The 18,215-nt window shown below is 70.6% G+C and carries 20 protein-coding genes; 16 read left to right on the top strand and 4 right to left on the bottom strand.

Going from position 1 to position 18,215, the window contains the following annotated elements:
• Nucleotides 1-38: 38 nt before the first annotated feature.
• The 3 genes from DC432_RS01735 to lexA all read right to left on the bottom strand — a co-directional run bounded on the left by DC432_RS01735 (nucleotide 39) and on the right by lexA (nucleotide 3,879).
• Complete coding sequence (locus tag DC432_RS01735; protein WP_116536426.1) at nucleotides 39-1,949, bottom strand: S9 family peptidase; 1,911 nt, start codon at nucleotides 1,947-1,949, stop codon at nucleotides 39-41.
• A gap of 48 nt (nucleotides 1,950-1,997) precedes the next feature.
• Nucleotides 1,998-3,080 carry a hypothetical protein gene (locus DC432_RS01730; RefSeq protein ID WP_116536425.1) on the bottom strand — a complete coding sequence of 361 codons (1,083 nt, stop codon included), beginning with the start codon at nucleotides 3,078-3,080 and terminating at the stop codon, nucleotides 1,998-2,000.
• A 109-nt stretch (nucleotides 3,081-3,189) separates the two neighbouring features.
• Nucleotides 3,190-3,879 carry a transcriptional repressor LexA gene (lexA, locus tag DC432_RS01725; protein ID WP_108320602.1) on the bottom strand — a complete coding sequence of 230 codons (690 nt, stop codon included), beginning with the start codon at nucleotides 3,877-3,879 and terminating at the stop codon, nucleotides 3,190-3,192.
• Nucleotides 3,880-4,135: 256 nt separating this feature from the next.
• Between lexA and DC432_RS01720 the strand changes: the two genes are divergently transcribed.
• The 6 genes from DC432_RS01720 to DC432_RS01695 are packed head-to-tail and all read left to right on the top strand — an operon-like array spanning nucleotide 4,136 to nucleotide 8,486.
• Nucleotides 4,136-4,486 carry a LysM peptidoglycan-binding domain-containing protein gene (locus DC432_RS01720; protein ID WP_116536424.1) on the top strand — a complete coding sequence of 117 codons (351 nt, stop codon included), beginning with the start codon at nucleotides 4,136-4,138 and terminating at the stop codon, nucleotides 4,484-4,486.
• 58 nt (nucleotides 4,487-4,544) lie between these two features.
• Complete coding sequence (locus DC432_RS01715; RefSeq protein ID WP_207770723.1) at nucleotides 4,545-5,639, top strand: histidinol-phosphate transaminase; 1,095 nt, start codon at nucleotides 4,545-4,547, stop codon at nucleotides 5,637-5,639.
• Nucleotides 5,636-6,250: an imidazoleglycerol-phosphate dehydratase HisB gene (hisB, locus tag DC432_RS01710; protein ID WP_116536422.1), complete on the top strand. Its 615-nt coding sequence runs from the start codon at nucleotides 5,636-5,638 to the stop codon at nucleotides 6,248-6,250. The genes DC432_RS01715 and hisB overlap by 4 nt, the downstream gene beginning before the upstream one ends.
• Before the next feature lie 20 nt (nucleotides 6,251-6,270).
• Nucleotides 6,271-6,894 (top strand): imidazole glycerol phosphate synthase subunit HisH, encoded by a 624-nt coding sequence (gene hisH, locus DC432_RS01705; protein ID WP_116536511.1) that lies wholly within the window; start codon nucleotides 6,271-6,273, stop codon nucleotides 6,892-6,894.
• Between the two features lie 46 nt (nucleotides 6,895-6,940).
• Nucleotides 6,941-7,687: a bifunctional 1-(5-phosphoribosyl)-5-((5-phosphoribosylamino)methylideneamino)imidazole-4-carboxamide isomerase/phosphoribosylanthranilate isomerase PriA gene (gene priA / locus DC432_RS01700; RefSeq protein ID WP_108317137.1), complete on the top strand. Its 747-nt coding sequence runs from the start codon at nucleotides 6,941-6,943 to the stop codon at nucleotides 7,685-7,687.
• The gene (locus DC432_RS01695) at nucleotides 7,671-8,486 is read left to right on the top strand and encodes an SseB family protein (protein WP_116536421.1); all 816 of its coding nucleotides are present in this window, start codon (nucleotides 7,671-7,673) and stop codon (nucleotides 8,484-8,486) included. The genes priA and DC432_RS01695 overlap by 17 nt, the downstream gene beginning before the upstream one ends.
• Before the next feature lie 162 nt (nucleotides 8,487-8,648).
• Here the strand turns inward: DC432_RS01695 and DC432_RS01690 are convergent, their stop codons facing one another.
• Nucleotides 8,649-9,074, bottom strand: coding sequence for a DUF1844 domain-containing protein (locus DC432_RS01690; protein ID WP_431739669.1), 426 nt, complete (start codon nucleotides 9,072-9,074; stop codon nucleotides 8,649-8,651).
• A gap of 207 nt (nucleotides 9,075-9,281) precedes the next feature.
• Between DC432_RS01690 and infC the strand changes: the two genes are divergently transcribed.
• The 10 genes from infC to pheT all read left to right on the top strand — a co-directional run.
• Nucleotides 9,282-9,947 carry a translation initiation factor IF-3 gene (gene infC / locus DC432_RS01685; RefSeq protein ID WP_108317775.1) on the top strand — a complete coding sequence of 222 codons (666 nt, stop codon included), beginning with the start codon at nucleotides 9,282-9,284 and terminating at the stop codon, nucleotides 9,945-9,947.
• A 48-nt stretch (nucleotides 9,948-9,995) separates the two neighbouring features.
• Nucleotides 9,996-10,190 carry a 50S ribosomal protein L35 gene (rpmI, locus tag DC432_RS01680; RefSeq protein WP_013583375.1) on the top strand — a complete coding sequence of 65 codons (195 nt, stop codon included), beginning with the start codon at nucleotides 9,996-9,998 and terminating at the stop codon, nucleotides 10,188-10,190.
• 29 nt (nucleotides 10,191-10,219) lie between these two features.
• Nucleotides 10,220-10,603 carry a 50S ribosomal protein L20 gene (gene rplT / locus DC432_RS01675; RefSeq protein WP_108317752.1) on the top strand — a complete coding sequence of 128 codons (384 nt, stop codon included), beginning with the start codon at nucleotides 10,220-10,222 and terminating at the stop codon, nucleotides 10,601-10,603.
• A gap of 103 nt (nucleotides 10,604-10,706) precedes the next feature.
• Complete coding sequence (locus DC432_RS01670) at nucleotides 10,707-11,504, top strand: TrmH family RNA methyltransferase (protein WP_116536420.1); 798 nt, start codon at nucleotides 10,707-10,709, stop codon at nucleotides 11,502-11,504.
• A gap of 75 nt (nucleotides 11,505-11,579) precedes the next feature.
• The gene (locus DC432_RS01665; protein WP_108317754.1) at nucleotides 11,580-12,341 is read left to right on the top strand and encodes an amino acid ABC transporter ATP-binding protein; all 762 of its coding nucleotides are present in this window, start codon (nucleotides 11,580-11,582) and stop codon (nucleotides 12,339-12,341) included.
• 129 nt (nucleotides 12,342-12,470) lie between these two features.
• Nucleotides 12,471-13,388 (top strand): glutamate ABC transporter substrate-binding protein, encoded by a 918-nt coding sequence (locus DC432_RS01660; RefSeq protein WP_116536419.1) that lies wholly within the window; start codon nucleotides 12,471-12,473, stop codon nucleotides 13,386-13,388.
• 72 nt (nucleotides 13,389-13,460) lie between these two features.
• Complete coding sequence (locus DC432_RS01655; protein ID WP_116536418.1) at nucleotides 13,461-14,111, top strand: amino acid ABC transporter permease; 651 nt, start codon at nucleotides 13,461-13,463, stop codon at nucleotides 14,109-14,111.
• The gene (locus DC432_RS01650; RefSeq protein WP_116536417.1) at nucleotides 14,108-15,022 is read left to right on the top strand and encodes an amino acid ABC transporter permease; all 915 of its coding nucleotides are present in this window, start codon (nucleotides 14,108-14,110) and stop codon (nucleotides 15,020-15,022) included. Before DC432_RS01655 ends, DC432_RS01650 begins: the two co-directional genes overlap by 4 nt.
• Nucleotides 15,023-15,072: 50 nt before the next feature.
• Entirely contained in the window at nucleotides 15,073-16,113 is a 1,041-nt protein-coding gene (pheS, locus tag DC432_RS01645; protein WP_108317758.1) for a phenylalanine--tRNA ligase subunit alpha, read from the top strand.
• The coding region (pheT, locus tag DC432_RS01640; RefSeq protein WP_116536416.1) for a phenylalanine--tRNA ligase subunit beta at nucleotides 16,113-18,215 on the top strand (2,103 nt) is incomplete at its 3' end. The genes pheS and pheT, both read left to right, overlap by 1 nt.

The following is an 18,215-nucleotide window of genomic DNA, read 5'->3' as shown; positions in this document are numbered from 1 at the left end:
GAGGCCCCGCCGACGTCATGTCGGCGGGGCCTTCGTCGTCACCGCGCGGCGGGGCCGCCGTCGAGCGCGAGCGGCGGTACGCCGGGGGTGTCGAAACCGAACACGGCCCCGAGGAAGCCGAGCTCGCGCTGAAGCGAGTCGATGACGGTCTCGGAGCGACGGAAGCCGTGCCCCTCGCCCTCGTACAGCACGTAGGCGTGGGGGATCCCGTGAGTGACGAGCGCGTCGCGGATCGCCTCGGCCTGCGACGGAGGCACCACCCGGTCCTCGGAGCCCTGCAGGATGAGCAGCGGGACGCGGAAGCGTTCGGGGTGGCTGAGCGGAGAGCGTTCGACGTAGACGTCCTCGGCCTCGGGGAGCGGGCCGATCAGCCCGTCGAGGTAGCGCGCCTCGAAGTCGTGCGTGTCCTCGGCCAGCGCTCGGGCGTCGCCCACGCCGTAGCGCGAGATGCCCGCGCCGAAGACGTCGGTGGTGGTGACCGCGGCCAGCACCGTCCAGCCGCCCGCCGAGCCGCCCGCGATGGCGATGCGATCGGCATCGGCGAGTCCCGCCTGAGCCAGAGCGGATGCCGCGGCGGCGACGTCGTCGACGTCGACCACGCCCCACTGGCCGGCGAGGCGGTCGCGGTACGCACGACCGTAGCCGGTCGACCCGCCGTAGTTGACGTCGAGGACGCCGATGCCCCGGCTGGTGAAGAACGCCGTCTTGGCGGACGGCGCCGGCCCGACGTGAGAGGTCGGCCCGCCGTGGACCATCACCACGTACGGGGGACGCTCGCCGTCGGGGGCGACGACGTCGGGATGCGTGGGCGGGTAGGCGAAGGCGTGGACGGGACCGTGCGGCCCCGGGGTCTCGAGGGCCAGGGCCGTCGGCATCCACTCCGCGGACCACGCGCCCGCGCCGCCGGTGACGAGCTCGATCTCGCCGGAGTCGAGGTCGACCATCCACAGACCGGCGCGACCGCTCGCATCCGCGCCCGAGACCAGGGCGCGCGTGCCCTTCACGTCGTCGATAGACGAGGTGGCCACCGAGGGGACGTCGAGCGGACGCACGCCCGTCGGTGAGATCTCGACGATCTCATCGGCTCCGTGCGTGCGCACGGCGACCACGCGCCCGTCGTCCGTGGCGCCGAACCAGCGGGTGCCGAGGACCCACAGGCCCCCTCCGGTGTCGGCGTCGGCCGGGGCGAGGGGCTGCGCGTCGCCGTCAAGCGGGTGGCGGAACAGATTCCACCGACCGTCCGGGTCGTCGGCATAGAGCAGTTCGTCGTCGGCGACCCACACCGGTTGCAGGGGAGCCCGCTCGACGCCCCCGGCCACCTGGGCGACCCCGCCCGTGACGAGGTCCGCGACGCGGATGGCGGTGCGATCCCACGGCATGTCCGGGTGATCCCAGGCGACCCACGCGAGGCGCCGGCCGTCCGGCGAGAGGGCGGGCTGTGCGAGGAAGTCGCTGCCCTCGGCCAACACGTCGACGCGCTGCGACCCGTCGGTCGCGATGCGCACGATGGCGCGCGTGGGAACGCGGGCGGAGCCGTGCGTCTCGCGGACCGCCAGGAGCACCCCGCGCTCGACGCGCAGGCCGCCGTGGCGCACGGCCTCGTCGGCGGCCGTGAGCGGGCGCGGCTGTCCGCCCGGAGTCAGCGCGTAGACGCGCTGGTCGCTCTTCTCGACGAAGTACAGTTCGCCGTCGGGCGATGCGGCCCACGCGCCGCCGCCGTACTCGTGCACGGCCGAGCGGGCGTTGAAGGGGGCGCGGAGGACGGTCTCGGTCCGCCCGTCGGCGGTCCGGCGCTTGACCGCGACGCGACCGGCCTCGCTCGGCACGGATTCGCCCCACCACACCTCGTTCCCGACGAGCAGCGCGCCGTCGATGCGCGGCGAGGACTCGGCCACCGCCTCGGCGGTGACGGGGGAGGGCCAGGATCCGTAGGGGAGCGTGCGAGCCATGGCATCCACCCTACGCAGGGGGTCCGACAGTGCTGCGGGTCGCCCCGGTCAGCCGGCGTCGGGATGCCGTTGCACCCCGACCGACGACACCCACTCGCGGATGCGCGCGCGTTGCGCGTCGTCGCAGGTGACGCCGTAGCCGACCGAGACCTCCCACAGCGAGACCTCGTCGATGGGGACCTCGTGGTGCAACGACCACCCGTCGAGCTCGGTGAGCGCGTAGCAGTCGGCCATCGTCTCGACGTCACCGCCGAAGGCGTCGAGAGCGGCCTGCGTCGGCCCGGGATTGGTGAACTGCAGCACGTGCGCGAACTCGTGGTAGGCCACCCCCGTGCGGATCCAGTCGGTCAGGGTGGGATCGGAGCGGGTGCGGTCGCCGACGCGCACGACGAACGGCTGGACCTGCCACACGCACGCCATGGCGTCGTCTCCGCATTCGGTCGAGACGTCCATGAAGCGCGTCGACACCCACCCGGAGCCGAGCTGGTCGAGGGTCGCCTCCCACGCGGTGCCGGTCGCATTCGTCGCCGCCTCGACCTCGGCGTTCGCGCGCTGCGCGGTCAGATCGTCGGCGAGGTCGCGCAGGGAGTCCGTGTCGAGGGCCAGCGCGTCGGCGCTCCATCGGTGGCTCCAGGCGCCGTCCACGACGGCGTCGATCCGGTCCCAGGGGACCAAACTCGCGAACGGGAGGCCGATGAGCGGGGCGACGGCGCCCTCGACCGCGCCGAGGGCGAGACCGAATTCCTCTTTGCGCTCGATCACCTCGCGCTGCCGGTCGATCTCGCGCTGCTGCTGTTCGAGCCGCTGCTGCTGTTCGCGGATCTCACCGCGTGCGTCGTCGAGAGCGCCCGCGGCCCAGAGTGCCCCGGCACCGGTCGCCATGAGGACCGCGACGAGAGCGGCGCCGAGCACGAGGGTGCTGCGTCGCGGCCGACGACGCGCGGGCGCCGACATCGCCGGGCGGTCCGTGGCGAGGTCCGCGCCCGCCACGTCGGCGGAGGGCGCCGGCGTCGCGGCGGGCGAATCGCCCGTACCGACCTCGTCGGCGGCGTCCGCCGCGGTGGGCTCCGGCGGGGCCGGAGGGGAAGGCTCGGACTGGTTGGTCGGGGAGGTCGTGTCGGTCGACGGCATGGCTCTCGCTCTCGGGCTCGTGCCCTCACCGTAGGAGAACGGGTGCGCGGCGCCCGGCCGCAGCGGGCACGGTTCACCCGCTCGGACCTCTTTTTCGGTTCTCCGCGGGTCAGACCGTGCGCAGGACCGCGACGATCCGGCCGAGGACGACCGCCTCGTCGCCGAGGATCGGCTCGAAGGCGCTGTTGCGCGGCAGGAGCCAGGTGTGCCCGTCGCGGCGACGGAACGTCTTGACGGTCGCCTCGCCATCGAGCATGGCCGCGACGATCTCGCCGTTCTCCGCCGTCGCCTGCGAGCGCACGACGACCCAGTCGCCGTCGCAGATCGCCGCATCGATCATGGAATCACCCGACACCTTGAGCATGAACAGCTCGCCCTTGCCGACCAGCTGCCGGGGGAGGGGGAAGATCTCCTCGACCTGCTGGTCTGCGGTGATGGGCACTCCCGCGGCGATGCGGCCGACGAGGGGGACCAGGGCGGCATCCCCCAGTGCGGGGGCGGTGTCGGCGGGGTTCTCGGCGGCGGCGCCGGGGAGGTCGATCAGCACCTCCATCGCGCGGGTCTTGCCGGGGTCGCGTCGCAGGTAGCCGCTGAGCTCGAGCTGGTTGAGCTGGTGCGTGACGCTCGACAGCGACTTGAGCCCGACCGCGTCGCCGATCTCGCGCATGCTCGGCGGATAGCCGTGCCGGGCGATCGAACGCTGGATGACCTCGAGGATCGCGAGCTGCTTGTCGCTGAGGTTCTTGCGTCGCCGCGTCTGCGGTCGTTCGCGGCCGGCGGCAGTCGTCGCGTCGGTCATCTGGGCTCCCCTCGCGCCGCGGAAAGACGGCGGATCTTCGAATGTCGGAGGTTGGTGATGAGGTCTCCGTGTCGAAACCGTATCCGGTGATCGAGGCGGAACGCACGGACCTCCGCGCGTGTCGCGTTCGATTCCTCTGCGACTCACGGGTTGTTGACACCCCTGCACTATCGAAGATAGATTCGGAATACAGATTCGCACCCCGGTCTCCCGGCCGAGGTCGGGGTGCGAATCTCTCCCCGTCAAGGAGCACACCATGAGCAGCATCGCCTTCACCGCCCCGACCACCCGCCTGCGCATCACCGCCCGCGGGCGTCGTGTCGTGGCGTTCCTGGTCGCCCTCCCGGTCGCCGCGGCGATCGGCATCGCGGCCCTCAGCGGCGGGTCCGCGCTCGCCTCGAGCGAGGCGGGTGCCCCCGCCGGTTCGTTTGCCGAGATCACGGTGATGGACGGCGAGACCCTCTGGTCGATCGCCGAAGACCTCGCCCCCGGGGTCGACCCGCGCGACGTCGTCGCCGAGATCACCCGCCTGAACGCCCTGCCGGGCGGTTCGGTCGCAGCAGGTCAGCGCATCGCCATCCCGGCCGAGTACGCCCCCGCCGGCTGAGACCGCTCCTTCTCGACGGATGCCGCTGCGCCATCCCGGGACCGCGTCGCCGCCTACGATGGGTGGGGTGACCGTACGCCTCGACGACCTCCCTCTTCGTGACGATCTTCGGGGTATGACCCCCTACGGGGCCCCGCAGGCCGCCCTGCCCGTGGCCCTCAACGTCAACGAGAACACGCACCCGGTTCCGGCCGAGGTCGCGGACGACATCCTCGACGCCATCGCCCGGGCGCTGCGCGACGTCAACCGTTATCCCGACCGCGAGTTCACCCCGCTGCGCGAGGCGTTCGCGACCTACCTCGGTCACGGCCTGTCGCCCGAGCAGATCTGGGCGGCCAACGGCTCGAACGAGGTGCTGCAGCACATCCTCCAGGCGTTCGGCGGACCGGGGCGCACCGCGATGGGGTTCGCCCCCACGTACTCCATGTACCCGATCCTCACGCGAGCCACCGGCGCGCGCTGGGTCGCGGGGGAGCGCGAGCACGACTTCACCCTGAGTGCCGGTTCCGCCGCCGCTCAGGTGCGAGAGCAGCGTCCCGACATCGTCTTCCTGTGCGCGCCCAACAACCCCACCGGTACGCCCCTGCGTCTCGACGTGATCGAGGCGGTCTACGACGCCACCGACGGCGTCGTCATCGTCGACGAGGCCTACGAGGAGTTCGCGCCCCGCGACGAGCCGTCGGCGCTGTCGCTCCTGCCCGGTCGCCCCCGTCTCGTCGTCTCGCGCACCATGAGCAAGGCGTTCGCGTTCGCCGGTGCCCGCGTCGGCTACCTCGCCGCCGATCCCGCCTTCGTCGACGCGCTCCGCCTCGTGCGCCTCCCGTATCACCTGAGCGCGCTGACGCAGGCCGCCGCCACCGCCGCGCTCGGCCACGCCGACACGATGCTCGCGATGGTCGACGAGATCGTCGCGCAGCGCGACCGGATCTCGGCGACCGTCGCCGCCCTCGGGTACACCGCGCACGAGTCCTGGACGAACTTCGTGCTCTTCGGCGGAGTCGATGATCCGGCCGCGACGTGGAAGGCGCTGTACGACCGGGGCGTGCTCATCCGCGACGTCGGCATCCCGCACCACCTGCGCGTGTCGGCCGGAACGGCCGACGAGACCACCGCATTCCTCGACGCCCTCGCCTCGATAGGATCCCGAGCATGACCGGCCCCTCCACGTCCCGCACCGCCTCGATCACGCGTGAGACGAGCGAGTCCCGCGTCGAGCTCGAGCTCGACCTCGACGGGCGGGGAACGAGCGACATCTCCACGAGCGTGCCGTTCTTCGACCACATGCTCACGGCTTTCGCGAAGCACTCCCTGACCGACCTGCGCGTCCGCGCGACGGGGGACACCCACATCGACGCGCACCACACCGTCGAAGACACCTCGATCGTGCTGGGCCAGGCGATCCGCCAGGCCCTCGGCGACAAGTCGGGTATCGCACGATACGGCGACGCGCTCGTCCCGCTCGACGAGGCGCTCGCGCAGGCGGTCGTCGACATCAGCGGGCGGCCCTATCTCGTGCACACGGGCGAGCCGGCCGGTTTCGAGCACCACCTGATCGGGGGGCACTTCACCGGTTCCCTCGTACGCCACTCGTTCGAGGCCATCTCGATCCACGCCGGTCTGACGGTGCACGTCCGAGTCGTCGGCGGGCGCGACCCGCACCACATCGCCGAGGCCGAGTACAAGGCCCTCGCCCGGGCCTTCCGGCAGGCCAAGGCTCTCGACCCGCTTGTCGACGGCATCCCGAGCACCAAGGGAGCCCTGTGAGCAAGCCCGTCGTCGCGGTCATGGACTACGGATCGGGCAACGTCCACTCCGCGGTCAAAGCGCTCATCGAGGCGGGGGCCGATGCGCGCCTGACCTCGGATCGCGCCCTGCTCCTCGACGCCGACGGACTGCTCGTGCCGGGTGTCGGCGCGTTCAACGCGGTGATGGGTGCGCTCACCTCGAGCCGCGGCGGCGAGATCGTCGATCGCCGCCTCGCGGGCGGTCGCCCGGTGCTGGGCATCTGCGTCGGTATGCAGGTCATGTTCGAGCGCGGGATCGAGCGCGGTACCGACACGGAGGGTCTGGGGGAGTGGCCCGGCACGGTCGCGGAGCTGCAGGCCCCGGTGCTGCCGCACATGGGCTGGAACACCGTCGACGTCGGCGAGGGCTCGCGCCTGTTCGAGGGCATCGAGCACGAGCGCTTCTACTTCGTGCACTCCTACGCCGCGCAGGACTGGTCGCTCGAGGTCACCCCGCCGTTCCCGCAGCCCGCGGTGACGTGGTGCACGTACGGTGCGCCGTTCATCGCCGCCGTCGAGAACGGTCCCCTGGCGGCCACGCAGTTCCACCCCGAGAAGTCGGGCGAGGCCGGCATCCGCCTGCTGTCCAATTGGATCGACGGGCTGCGCGCGACTACTGTGTGACCTCGTGCCCCGGCTCGGCGAGATGCGCCGAAGGGTGCGAGGAGCCATGAACGATTTCGCGTCCACGCCCGAACTGGTGCTGCTTCCCGCGGTCGATGTCGCCGACGGCAAGGCCGTCCGTCTGACCCAGGGTGAGGCCGGTACCGAGACCAGTTACGGTGACCCGGTCGATGCCGCCGCCGACTTCGCCCGTCAGGGTGCGCAGTGGATCCACCTGGTGGACCTCGACGCGGCCTTCGGGCGCGGCAGCAACGCCGGCGTGATGCGCAAGGTCATCAAGCAGGTCAAGGGCGTGCAGGTCGAGCTGTCGGGCGGCATCCGTGACGACCGTTCGCTCGAGGCGGCGCTCGAGAGCGGCGCGAGCCGCATCAACCTGGGTACCGCGGCCCTGGAGAACCCCGAGTGGGCCGCCGACGTGATCAATCGCTACGGCGAGGCGATCGCCGTCGGTCTGGACGTGCGCGGCACGACTCTCGCGGCCCGCGGCTGGACCCGCGACGGCGGCGACCTGTGGACGGTCCTGGAACGCCTCGAGGATGCCGGCTGCAGCCGCTACGTCGTCACCGACGTCACCAAGGACGGCACGCTGCGCGGCCCCAACATCGACCTGCTGCGCGAGATGACCCAGCGCACCCCCAAGCCGATCGTCGCGTCGGGCGGCGTGTCGAACCTCGACGACATCGCGGCTCTGCGCGAGCTCGTGCCGCTGGGCGTCGAGGGTGCGATCGTGGGCAAGGCCCTCTACGCGGGGCAGTTCACGCTCGCCGAGGCGCTGGATGTCGCCGGGCACTGACGGCGATCCGCACGGGCCGCACGGGGCACTGCCCGACGGCGCGGCCGCGGATTCGGCCGGCGTGCCCTGGGAGGGACGCCGCTTCGAGGCGAATCCGCATTCGGGCGACGACGGTTCGGCCGACCCGGCGCTGCTCGCCGCCCTCGTGTCGTTCCGTGCCGGGGAGTCCGACGCGCGCGGGGTCGTCGACGCCTATCGCGACGCCCGACTGCTGATCCCGCTCGTCGCCGAGAAGGGCGACCACGGCATCGGCGCGCACGGCCTCGAGGTCGACAAGACCCAGGAGCTGTCGATCGTCACCGTCGCGGCTCCCGACGGACGCAAGGTGCTGCCGGTCTTCACCTCGGTCACGGCGATGCAGGCCTGGGATGCCACGGCCCGCCCGGTCCCCGCAGACGGTCGGCGCACCGCCCTCGCCGCCGCGTCCGAGGACACCGAGCTCATCGTGATCGATCCGGCATCCGAGACGGAGTTCGTCCTCCGCCGTCCCGCCGTGTGGGCCATCGCGCAGGGCGAGCCCTGGGAGCCCGCCCACACCTCGCCGACCATCTTCACCGGCCTGCAGCAGAGCATCTCGGGCGAGCTGGCCGTACTCGACCTCGCCGTCGAGCCCGGCGACCCCACCGGGCGCCTGCGCGGGCCCGAGCTGGTCGTGCACCTGCAGCTCATGTCGGGTCTGGAACAGGAGGAGCTGGATGCCGTTCTCACGCGCATCGCACGCCGCTGGGCGGCCGACGACCGCATCGCCGTCCTGGTCGATTCCCTGACGGTCAAGCTCCACCGCAGCTCCGACGCCTGACCGCCGCCCGTTCGAGGTCATCAGAACAGGGGATGCCACGGCAACAGGCCGATTCCCGCTCGATCGCCCTGTTCTCGTGGCCTCGCCTGTTCTCGTGACAGGTGCCCGCGGGCGCCGCGGGGGAGCTGTCCCGCGGCCGGTACCCCCCCCGGAAGGAACGACTCAGGTGACCGGGCCCGTCCACTTCTCGCCCGGGCCCTTGCCGATCGGGTCCGGGATGACCGAGGCCTCGCGGAAGGCGAGCTGCAGCGAACGCAGACCGTCGCGCAGCGAGCGGGCGTGCATGTCGCTGATCTCGGGGGCGCCGGCGGTGATGAGTCCCGCGAGGGAGTTGATGAGCTTGCGGGCCTCGTCGAGGTCCAGCTGTTCGGCGGGGTTGTCTGCCAGGCCCGTCTTGACGGCGGCGGCGCTCATCAGGTGGACCGCGGCGGTCGTGATCACCTCGACCGCGGAGACGTCGGCGATGTCGCGGGTGGCGGAGGCGGACGCGCGCTCCTGCTCCTCCCAGCGGGCGAGGCGCTCGTCTTCTGCGCCGTGACGGTGCGGGGCGTGGTCGTCGGCGGGCTGGTCGGAGGGGATCGTGTCCACGTGAATCTCTCTGCTAGACTATGGCGGGCTTCGGAGTGTTTCACTCCGTACGAAAGAGGATCACATCCCACCCGCGCTTGCCGCTCCAGGCTACCGGGTTCCCGCACTCCGCTCCGTGTCGCACGGGGTCGCCAGGGTGCAGAAGCCGGTGCTGACAGCACCGTGCCGGGTGGCGTGTGTACTCCTCTTCGCCCGTGGTCCGATCGGATCGCGGCGGCCACCACCCGCACACAAGAGGAGTTCCGCATCAGCGATCCCCGCACCAACGAGCGCATCCGAGTCCCGGAGGTCCGTCTCGTCGGACCCAACGGCGAGCAGGTCGGCATCGTCCGAATCGAAGCTGCGCTGCGCCTGGCCCAGGAAGCGGACCTCGACCTGGTCGAGGTTGCGCCGAGCTCGAAGCCGCCCGTGGTCAAGATCATGGATTACGGCAAGTTCAAGTACGAGGCCGCTCAGAAGGCCAAAGAGACGCGTCGTAACCAGGCGAACACCGTCCTCAAAGAGGTCCGGTTCCGTCTGAAGATCGAAGCCCACGACTACATCACCAAGCTCAAGCGCGCCGAGGGCTTCCTCCAGGCGGGCGACAAGGTGAAGGCCATGATCCTGTTCCGTGGTCGTGAGCAGTCGCGTCCCGAGCAGGGTGTGCGCCTGCTCCGCAAGTTCGCCGAAGACGTCGCCGAGTTCGGCACCGTCGAGTCGAACCCCACGATCGACGGCCGCAACATGGTGATGGTGGTCGCTCCTCACAAGAACAAGTCCGAGGTCAAGACCGAGCAGAACGCGCAGCGCGCGGCGAACCGCGAGGCGGCACGCAGCGCCGCCCGCGGCGACTCGGCCCCGGAAGAAACGCCCACCTCGGCCCCCGCCGAGTAAAGCTCCCCAGACTCCCGCTCCGCCGGGAACACCAACGAAGGAAGACAGATGCCGAAGCAGAAGACCCACTCGGGTGCCAAGAAGCGCTTCAAGCTCACCGGTAGCGGCAAGCTCATGAAGCAGCAGGCCGGTATGCGCCACAACCTCGAAGGCAAGGCCTCGAAGCGCACCCGTCGCCTGAACCAGGAGCAGGTCCTGGCCAAGGGTGACTCGAAGGTCGCCAAGAAGCTCCTCGGTCTCTGAGCGCCGACGCACGTTAGGAAGAAACAGAAATGGCTAGAGTCAAGCGGGCAGTAAACGCCCACAAGAAGCGTCGCGTCATCCTCGAGCGCGCCTCCGGTTACCGCGGACAGCGTTCGCGTCTGTACCGCAAGGCCAAGGAGCAGGTCACCCACTCCCTGGTCTACGCGTACCGCGACCGCCGCAAGCGCAAGGGCGACTTCCGTCGTCTGTGGATCCAGCGCATCAACGCCGCGTCCCGCCAGAACGGCCTCACGTACAACCGCTTCATCCAGGGTCTCGGCCTCGCGGGCGTCCAGGTCGACCGCCGCATGCTCGCCGAGCTCGCCGTGAACGAGCCGGCCGTGTTCGCCTCGCTCGTGCAGACCGCCAAGGCGGCCCTGCCCAGCGACGTCAACGCTGCGAAGACCGCGTAAGCGCATCTTCTCCCGGAACGGGCGTCCTCTTCGGAGGGCGCCCGTTCCGTCGTTCTCGCGCGGCATCCGGGGTTTCATTCCGTCGCCGTCATACACTCGGATCGTGCTGGAGAACCCCCGTTCGCCGCGGGTACGCGCCGTGGCCAAACTCAGTCGGCGCGCCGCCCGGCAGGAGACCGGTCTGTTCCTGCTCGAGGGCCCGCAGGCCGCCCGCGAAGCGCTCGCCTGGGCGCCCGAGACGGTGCTCGAGGTGTACGCCACGCCGACCGCGATGGAGAAGCACACGGACGTGCGCGACGCCGCAGAGCGTGCGGGCGTCGACCTGCAGTACACGACCGAGGCGGTCCTGGATGCCATGGCCGACACCGTCACCCCCCAGGGCATCGTCGCGGTGGCCCGCCAGGCCCCGACGGCGCTGAAGGACGTCCTGGCCGGCGGTCCGCGCCTCATCGCCATCTGCGAAGAGGTGCGCGACCCGGGCAACCTGGGCACGATCATCCGCGCCGCCGACGCCGCGGGTGCCGACGCCGTGATCCTGACGGGGCGCACGGTCGACCCGTACAACCCCAAGGTGGTGCGTTCCACGACCGGATCGCTGTTCCACGTCCCGGTGGCGGCCGACCTCGACCTGGCCGACGTGGTCGAACGGGTCCACGAGGCCGGTCTGCGCGTGGTCGCCGCCGACGTCGATGGGGCGGACTTCCTGGCATCCCGGGATCTTCTGGCGCAGCCGACGGCGTGGCTGTTCGGCAACGAGGCGCGTGGTCTCGACGAGGCCGCTCTGGCCCACGCCGACCTCGCTCTGCGGCTGCCGATCTACGGCCGGGCCGAGTCGCTGAACCTCGCCACGGCCGCGAGCGTCTGCCTGTACGAGACGGCTTTCGCGCAGCGCGCGCACTGAGGGCGGCTGTTACAGAACGGTTAAGGCCTGCGCGGGAATGTGGTCGCGGGAGGTTCACCCTCATAGGGTGAACACATGGCATCCGTTCCCCCGGCGGGCTCCGAGCCCCTCGTCGTCGTCTCCGACGTGCAGAAGCATTACGGCCAGTTCCAGGCGCTGAAGGACATCGACCTCACCGTCGACCGCGGCGAGGTGGTCGTCGTCATCGGTCCCTCGGGCTCGGGCAAGTCGACCCTGTGCCGCACCATCAACCGCCTCGAGACCATCACGAGCGGCTCGATCACCATCGACGGCAAGGAGCTTCCCAAAGAGGGGAAGGGCCTGGCCGAGCTGCGTGCCGACGTCGGCATGGTGTTCCAGTCGTTCAACCTGTTCGCGCACCTGACGATCCTCGAGAACGTCACGCTGGGCCCGATCAAGGTCCGCAAGATGAAGAAGGCGGATGCCGAGAAAGAGGCGCGGGCGCTCCTCGAGCGCGTGGGAGTGGGCCACCAGGCCGACAAGCTCCCCGCCCAGCTCTCGGGCGGTCAGCAGCAGCGCGTCGCGATCGCCCGCGCGCTGGCGATGAAGCCCAAGGTCATGCTGTTCGACGAGCCGACCTCGGCGCTCGACCCCGAGATGATCAACGAGGTCCTCGACGTCATGGTCGGCCTCGCCAAGGACGGGATGACGATGATCGTCGTCACGCACGAGATGGGCTTCGCCCGCAAGGCGGCGAACCGCGTGGTCTTCATGGCCGACGGTCAGATCGTCGAGCAGGCCGCGCCCGAGGACTTCTTCACCCGTCCCGAATCCGACCGCGCGAAGGACTTCCTCTCGAAGCTCATCACGCACTGATCCTGCTCCGACGGCGCCGAACGAGGAGGTTCTCCGCCGAACGCCCATCCACCGTCCCCCCCGGTCGATTTGCGCGCCGTCCCGACGACTCATCCATCCGCACAGCACACGTAACCAAGGAGACATCACATGCGTAAGACACGTTTTCTCGCCGGCGCGAGCATCATCGCCGCCGGCCTGCTGGCCCTGACGGCCTGCAACAGCGGCACCCCCGGCGCCGAGGGCGGCTCCGAGGGCGGCAGCGGCGACGCTCCCGTCTACGGCGCGGTCGCGTCCGACGTGACGATCGAGAACAGCCCCACGTTCGACAAGATCCAGTCGGCGGGCAAGATCGTCGTCGGCGTCAAGGAGGACCAGCCCGGGCTGGGCTACCTCGACCCCGTGACCGGTGAGCGAAAGGGCTTCGACGTCGACACCGCGCGCTGGATCGCGGCATCGCTCGGCTTCGACCCCGCCGACGAGTCCAAGGTCGAGTACAAGGCGATCGCCTCGGCCAACCGCGAGCAGGCGCTGATCAACGGCGACATCGACTACTACGTCGGCACCTACTCGATCACCGACAAGCGCAAGGAGCAGATCTCCTTCGCCGGTCCGTACTTCCTCACCGGTCAGGGCCTGCTGGTCGCCGCCGACGACGACACCATCACCGGCAAGGACTCGCTCACGGCCGAGACCACCGTCTGCTCGGTGACCGGGTCGACCCCGATCCAGCGCATCCGCGAGCAGACCCCCGCCCAGGTCGTCGAGTTCGACACCTACTCGCAGTGCGTCGAGAAGCTGAAGAACGGCGAAGTGGATGCCGTGACCACCGACGAGGCCATCCTGCTCGGCTACGCGGCCCAGGACCCCGACAACCTCAAGATCGCGGGCGAGCCCTTCAGCGAGGAGCGCTACGGCGTCGGCATCGCCAAGGGCGACACCGCCTTCCAGGAGTTCGTGAACACGATGTTCACCGATGGCGGCGACACCTGGCAGGCCATCTTCGAGAAGAACCTCGGCGCCTCGGGCGTCTCCGGCGAGCAGCCGACGGTCGACCCCGTCAGCTGATCCCCGTGCGGGCGGCGCCACGGCGCCGCCCGCACTCTCCCGAGCACGACGCGAAAGAACGGAAAGCTTCCGGTGAATCAGATCTTCGACTACCCCGACCTGTGGGCGCAGGCGCTGTGGGGGACCGTCGTGCTCTTCGTGGGCGGCGGACTCATCGCCCTCGTGCTCGGCTTCATCGTGGCGGCCATGCGGGTCTCGCCCGTGCCGATCGCACGCGGCGTGGGCGCGGTCTACGTCAACTGGATCCGCAACACCCCGCTGACGCTGGTGCTGTTCTTCTTCGCGTTCTGCGTGCCGCTGCTCGTCGACGTGCCGCGCGGCAGCTTCCTGCTCCTGGCCGTGTGCGGCCTCGGCGTCTACACGGCGACCTACGTCGCCGAGACCATCCGCGCGGGCATCAACACCGTGCCGGTGGGCCAGGCCGAAGCGGCGCGCGCCCTCGGCCTCGGTTTCGGTCAGGTGATGTCGCTCATCGTGCTGCCGCAGGCCACGCGTTCCGTCATCCCGCCGATGATGAGCGTCTTCATCGCCCTGCTCAAGAACACCACGGTCGCCGCCGGGTTCTCGGTCGTCAACCTCGGCAACATCCGCGCGACGATGAGCGAGAACGGCGAGAACCAGCTCGTCACGATCCTGCTCGTCATGGTCGTGTTCGTCATCCTCGTGCTGCTGCTGGCCGCCGTGCAGAACGCCGCCGAGAAGAAGTGGAAGGTCGCCCGATGAGCTCCTCCGTCCTGTACGACGTTCCGGGCCCGCGCGCACGACTGCGCAACCGGATCATCGGCGTGGTCACGCTGCTGCTCGTCGCCGCCGTGATCGGTTTCGTCATCTGGCGCTTCATCGACACCGGCCAGTTCTCCGCGGCGAAGTGGAACGTCTTCACCTACTCCGCCATCTGGGAGCGGTTCGGCGAGGCGACCCTGGCGACGCTCTCGGCCTTCGCCGTCGCCGCGGTCGGAGCCCTCGTCCTCGGTTTCGTGCTCGCCATCGGCCGCATGTCGGACCACCGGTGGGTGCGTCTGCCGGTCGGGTGGATCGTCGAGATCCTGCGCGCCGTCCCCGTGCTCGTCTTCATGCTGCTGCTCTACTACGGCCTGCCGGTCATCGACATCAAGATGTCGTCCTACTGGGCCGTCGTCATCGCGCTGGTGCTGTACAACGGCTCGGTGCTGTCCGAGGTCATCCGCGCCGGCGTCGAGGCCCTGCCGCGCGGTCAGAGCGAGGCGGGCTACGCCGTGGGTCTGCGCAAGTCCGGCGTCATGCGCCTGATCCTGCTGCCCCAGGCGATCCGGGCCATGCTCCCCGTCATCATCGCCCAGCTCGTGGTGACCCTCAAGGACACCGCCCTCGGCTTCATCATCACCTACCCCGAGCTGCTCTACTTCGCTCGCCTGCTCGGCTCGAACGGCGAGTACGGCTCGCCCCTGATCCCCGCCGCGATGATCGCGAGCGTCATCTACGTCGCCATGTGCCTCGCCCTGTCGTTCGCGGCGCACCGCGTCGAGATCCGCCTGCGGAAATCGCCGAAGGCGGGCGCCGTCGCCCCCGCCGAGCCCGCGGGTCAGACGGGCACGGACACCGAGCTGATCGTCGCCCAGCGCGGTCTCGGCAAGCACGACTCCCACGGACTGTGAGCGACCGACGGGCGGGGCGGTGTCCCCGCCCGTCGGTAGACTCTCATCTCGTGTCCGACGCACCCGAGATCACCCCCGAGGCCGTCGCCTCCGCGGTCGATGAGGCTCTTGCCGCCATCGCCGCCGCCGCGACCACGGCCGACCTGAAAGCCGCCCGCTCCGCGCACACGGGAGACCAGTCGTCCCTCGCGCGCCTGAACGCCCAGATGCGCCACGTCGCCCCCGAGCAGAAGGCCGCCTTCGGCAAGCTCGTCGGCCAGGCGCGCGGACAGGTGAACCAGGCGCTCGCCGCCCGCGAAGCCGAGCTCGCCGAGGCCGAGACCGCCGCCCAGCTCGAGGCCGAGCGCATCGACGTCACGGCGCTCCCGCAGCGCGCCCGCGTCGGGGCTCGGCATCCCATCTCCCTCCTGCAGGAGCAGGTGTCCGACATCTTCGTCGGCATGGGATGGGAGATCGCCGAGGGGCCCGAGCTCGAGCACGAGTGGTTCAACTTCGACGCGCTGAACTTCGACGTCGACCACCCCGCGCGGCAGATGCAGGACACCTTCTTCGTCGACCCGGTCGCGCGGCACCTGGTGCTGCGCACCCACACCAGCCCCGTGCAGGTGCGCTCGATGCTCGAGCGCGACCTGCCGATCTACGTGCTGTGCCCGGGCCGGGTCTACCGCACCGACGAGTTCGACGCGACGCACCTGCCGGTGTTCACGCAGTTCGAGGGCCTCGTCGTCGACAAGGGCATCACGATGGCCCACCTCAAGGGCACCCTCGACCACGCCGCGCGCGTGCTGTTCGGGCCCGAGGCCAAGACGCGCTTCCGCGCCAACTTCTTCCCCTTCACCGAGCCGAGCGCCGAGCTCGACCTGTGGCATCCCACCTTCAAGGGCGGGGCGCGATGGATCGAGTGGGGCGGCTGCGGCATGGTGAACCCCAACGTCCTGCGGGCCGCCGGCATCGACCCCGAGGAGTACTCGGGCTTCGCGTTCGGCATGGGCATCGAGCGCACGCTCATGTTCCGCAGCGACGTGCAAGACATGCGCGACATGGCCGAGGGCGATGTCCGCTTCAGCGAGCAGTTCGGAATGGTGGTCTGATGCGCGTCCCGCTCTCCTGGTTGCGCGAGTACGTCGACGTGCCCACCGAGGCCACGCCCGAGGACGTCCTCGCCGCGCTCGTGTCCGTCGGCTTCGAAGAAGAGGACGTGCACCGCTTCGAACTGACCGGCCCGATCGTGGTCGGACAGGTCGTGGAGTTCACGCCCGAGCCGCAGTCCAACGGCAAGACCATCCGGTGGTGCCAGGTCGACGTGGGTGCCGAGCACGGCGGAGTACGCGGCATCGTGTGCGGTGCCGGCAACTTCTTCGCCGGCGACAAGGTCGTGGTGACCCTGCCCGGCGCCGTGCTGCCCGGCCCCTTCCCGATCGCGGCCCGCAAGACCTACGGCCACGTGTCCGACGGCATGATCGCCTCGGCGAAGGAGCTGGGTCTCGGCAGCGAGCACTCCGGCATCCTGCGCCTGGTCGAACTCGGCATCGACGCTCCCGTGGGAACGGATGCCATCGCCCTACTCGGCCTCGACGACATCGCCGTCGAGATCAACGTCACGCCCGACCGCGGCTACGCGCTGTCGCTGCGCGGCGTCGCGCGCGAGTACTCCCACGCGACCGGGGCGGCGTTCCGCGACCCGGGGACCGGGCACGACGAGGCGGCCTCGCGCACGCCCTCGGGGTTCTCGATCTCCGTCGACGACCGCGCCCCGATCCGCGGGCGCGCGGGAGCGAGCGAGTTCGTCGCGCGCATCGTGCGCGACGTCGACCCCTCGCGTCCGACCCCGCCGTGGATGATCACGCGACTCTCGCTCGCGGGCATCCGCTCGCTCGGCGTGCTGATCGACATCACCAACTACGTGATGCTCGAGCTCGGCCAGCCGATCCACGGGTACGACCTCGACCGCCTGCAGGGCGGCATCACCGTCCGTCGCGCCGAGCAGGGCGAGAAGCTCGAGACGCTCGACGGACAGGTTCGCTCGCTGAATGCCGAGGATCTGCTGATCACCGACGAGTCGGGGCCCATCGGTCTGGCCGGCGTCATGGGCGGCGGTCCCACCGAGATGAGCGACGCCACCCGTAACGTCCTGATCGAGGCGGCGACGTTCGATCAGGTCTCGATCGCCCGCACGGCGCGGCGCCACAAGCTGCCCTCCGAGGCATCGCGGCGCTTCGAGCGCGGTGTCGACCCCCTCGTGCCCTTCGTGGCGGCGGAGCGCGTCGCCTCGCTCATGGTCGAGCTCGCCGGCGGCACGCTCGACACCGAGCTCGGCGGGTCGCTGTCGGCGGAGTACCGTCGCGAGGCGATCACCCTGCCCGCGGGATTCGTGTCGGGCCTGATCGGCGTGGACTACACCGACGACGAGACCGTCTCGGCGCTCGAGCTGATCGGGTGCGCGGTCGAACAGCGCGACGGCGGCTGGTCGGTCACCGCGCCCTCGTGGCGCCACGACCTCACCGACAAGTGGACGCTGGCCGAAGAGGTCGCGCGCATCGAGGGCTACGACCGCATCCCCTCGGTGCTGCCGACCCCGCCGTCGGGTCGCGGCTTGACCTCGGCACAGCAGGGCCGCCGCCGGGTCGCGAACGCCCTGGCCTCCGCCGGCTTCGTCGAGACGCCCTCGTTCCCGTTCACGACAGAGGAGCAGAACGCGCTGCACGGCTCGCCCTCGGGCGAGAAGCTGCCCAGCGTCAAACTGGCCAATCCGCTCGACGGCCTGTCGCCCTACCTGCGTCGCTCGCTCGTCCCGGCCCTGCTGCAGGTGGCGCACCGCAACGTGTCGCGCGGCATCGTCGATCTCGCCCTCTTCGAGACGGGGACCGTCTTCCTGCCGAAGCCCGGTGTGCAGTACGGCACGCCGTCGGTGCCGCCGCTCGCGGTGCGCCCCGACGCCGCGACCCTGACGGCCCTCGATGCGTCGATCCCGCCCCAGCGCCGCCACGTGGCGATCCTGTTGACCGGTCACTCCGTCGCCAAGCAGCCCGGGCAGGCGGCGCTCGCCGCCGATCTCGCGGATGCCGTCGACGCCGTGCGCGTGCTGACCGCCGCCGCGGGGCTCGACATCGAACTGGTCCAGGCCCAGCGCGCCGCGCTGCACCCGGGTCGCACGGCGCGCGTCGTSGCCTGGACCAGTTCGATGTCGAGCCCC

This window comes from Microbacterium testaceum, from assembly GCF_003075375.1.
Classification (GTDB): domain Bacteria; phylum Actinomycetota; class Actinomycetes; order Actinomycetales; family Microbacteriaceae; genus Microbacterium; species Microbacterium testaceum_E.
This window is presented reverse-complemented; position numbering and strand designations above follow the sequence as displayed.

What these genes read in the sequence shown, in the direction of transcription:
- DC432_RS01660 (WP_116536419.1), top strand. Translation starts at nt 12,471, where the DNA reads ATGCGTAAGACACGTTTTCTCGCCGGCGCGAGCATCATCGCCGCCGGC.
- priA (WP_108317137.1), top strand. Translation starts at nt 6,941, where the DNA reads ATGAACGATTTCGCGTCCACGCCCGAACTGGTGCTGCTTCCCGCGGTC.
- lexA (WP_108320602.1), bottom strand. Translation starts at nt 3,879, where the DNA reads ATGACCGACGCGACGACTGCCGCCGGCCGCGAACGACCGCAGACGCGG.
- DC432_RS01735 (WP_116536426.1), bottom strand. Translation starts at nt 1,949, where the DNA reads ATGGCTCGCACGCTCCCCTACGGATCCTGGCCCTCCCCCGTCACCGCC.
- DC432_RS01650 (WP_116536417.1), top strand. Translation starts at nt 14,108, where the DNA reads ATGAGCTCCTCCGTCCTGTACGACGTTCCGGGCCCGCGCGCACGACTG.
- DC432_RS01730 (WP_116536425.1), bottom strand. Translation starts at nt 3,080, where the DNA reads ATGCCGTCGACCGACACGACCTCCCCGACCAACCAGTCCGAGCCTTCC.
- hisB (WP_116536422.1), top strand. Translation starts at nt 5,636, where the DNA reads ATGACCGGCCCCTCCACGTCCCGCACCGCCTCGATCACGCGTGAGACG.
- DC432_RS01665 (WP_108317754.1), top strand. Translation starts at nt 11,580, where the DNA reads ATGGCATCCGTTCCCCCGGCGGGCTCCGAGCCCCTCGTCGTCGTCTCC.
- rplT (WP_108317752.1), top strand. Translation starts at nt 10,220, where the DNA reads ATGGCTAGAGTCAAGCGGGCAGTAAACGCCCACAAGAAGCGTCGCGTC.
- rpmI (WP_013583375.1), top strand. Translation starts at nt 9,996, where the DNA reads ATGCCGAAGCAGAAGACCCACTCGGGTGCCAAGAAGCGCTTCAAGCTC.
- DC432_RS01695 (WP_116536421.1), top strand. Translation starts at nt 7,671, where the DNA reads ATGTCGCCGGGCACTGACGGCGATCCGCACGGGCCGCACGGGGCACTG.
- DC432_RS01720 (WP_116536424.1), top strand. Translation starts at nt 4,136, where the DNA reads ATGAGCAGCATCGCCTTCACCGCCCCGACCACCCGCCTGCGCATCACC.
- DC432_RS01715 (WP_207770723.1), top strand. Translation starts at nt 4,545, where the DNA reads ATGGGTGGGGTGACCGTACGCCTCGACGACCTCCCTCTTCGTGACGAT.
- hisH (WP_116536511.1), top strand. Translation starts at nt 6,271, where the DNA reads ATGGACTACGGATCGGGCAACGTCCACTCCGCGGTCAAAGCGCTCATC.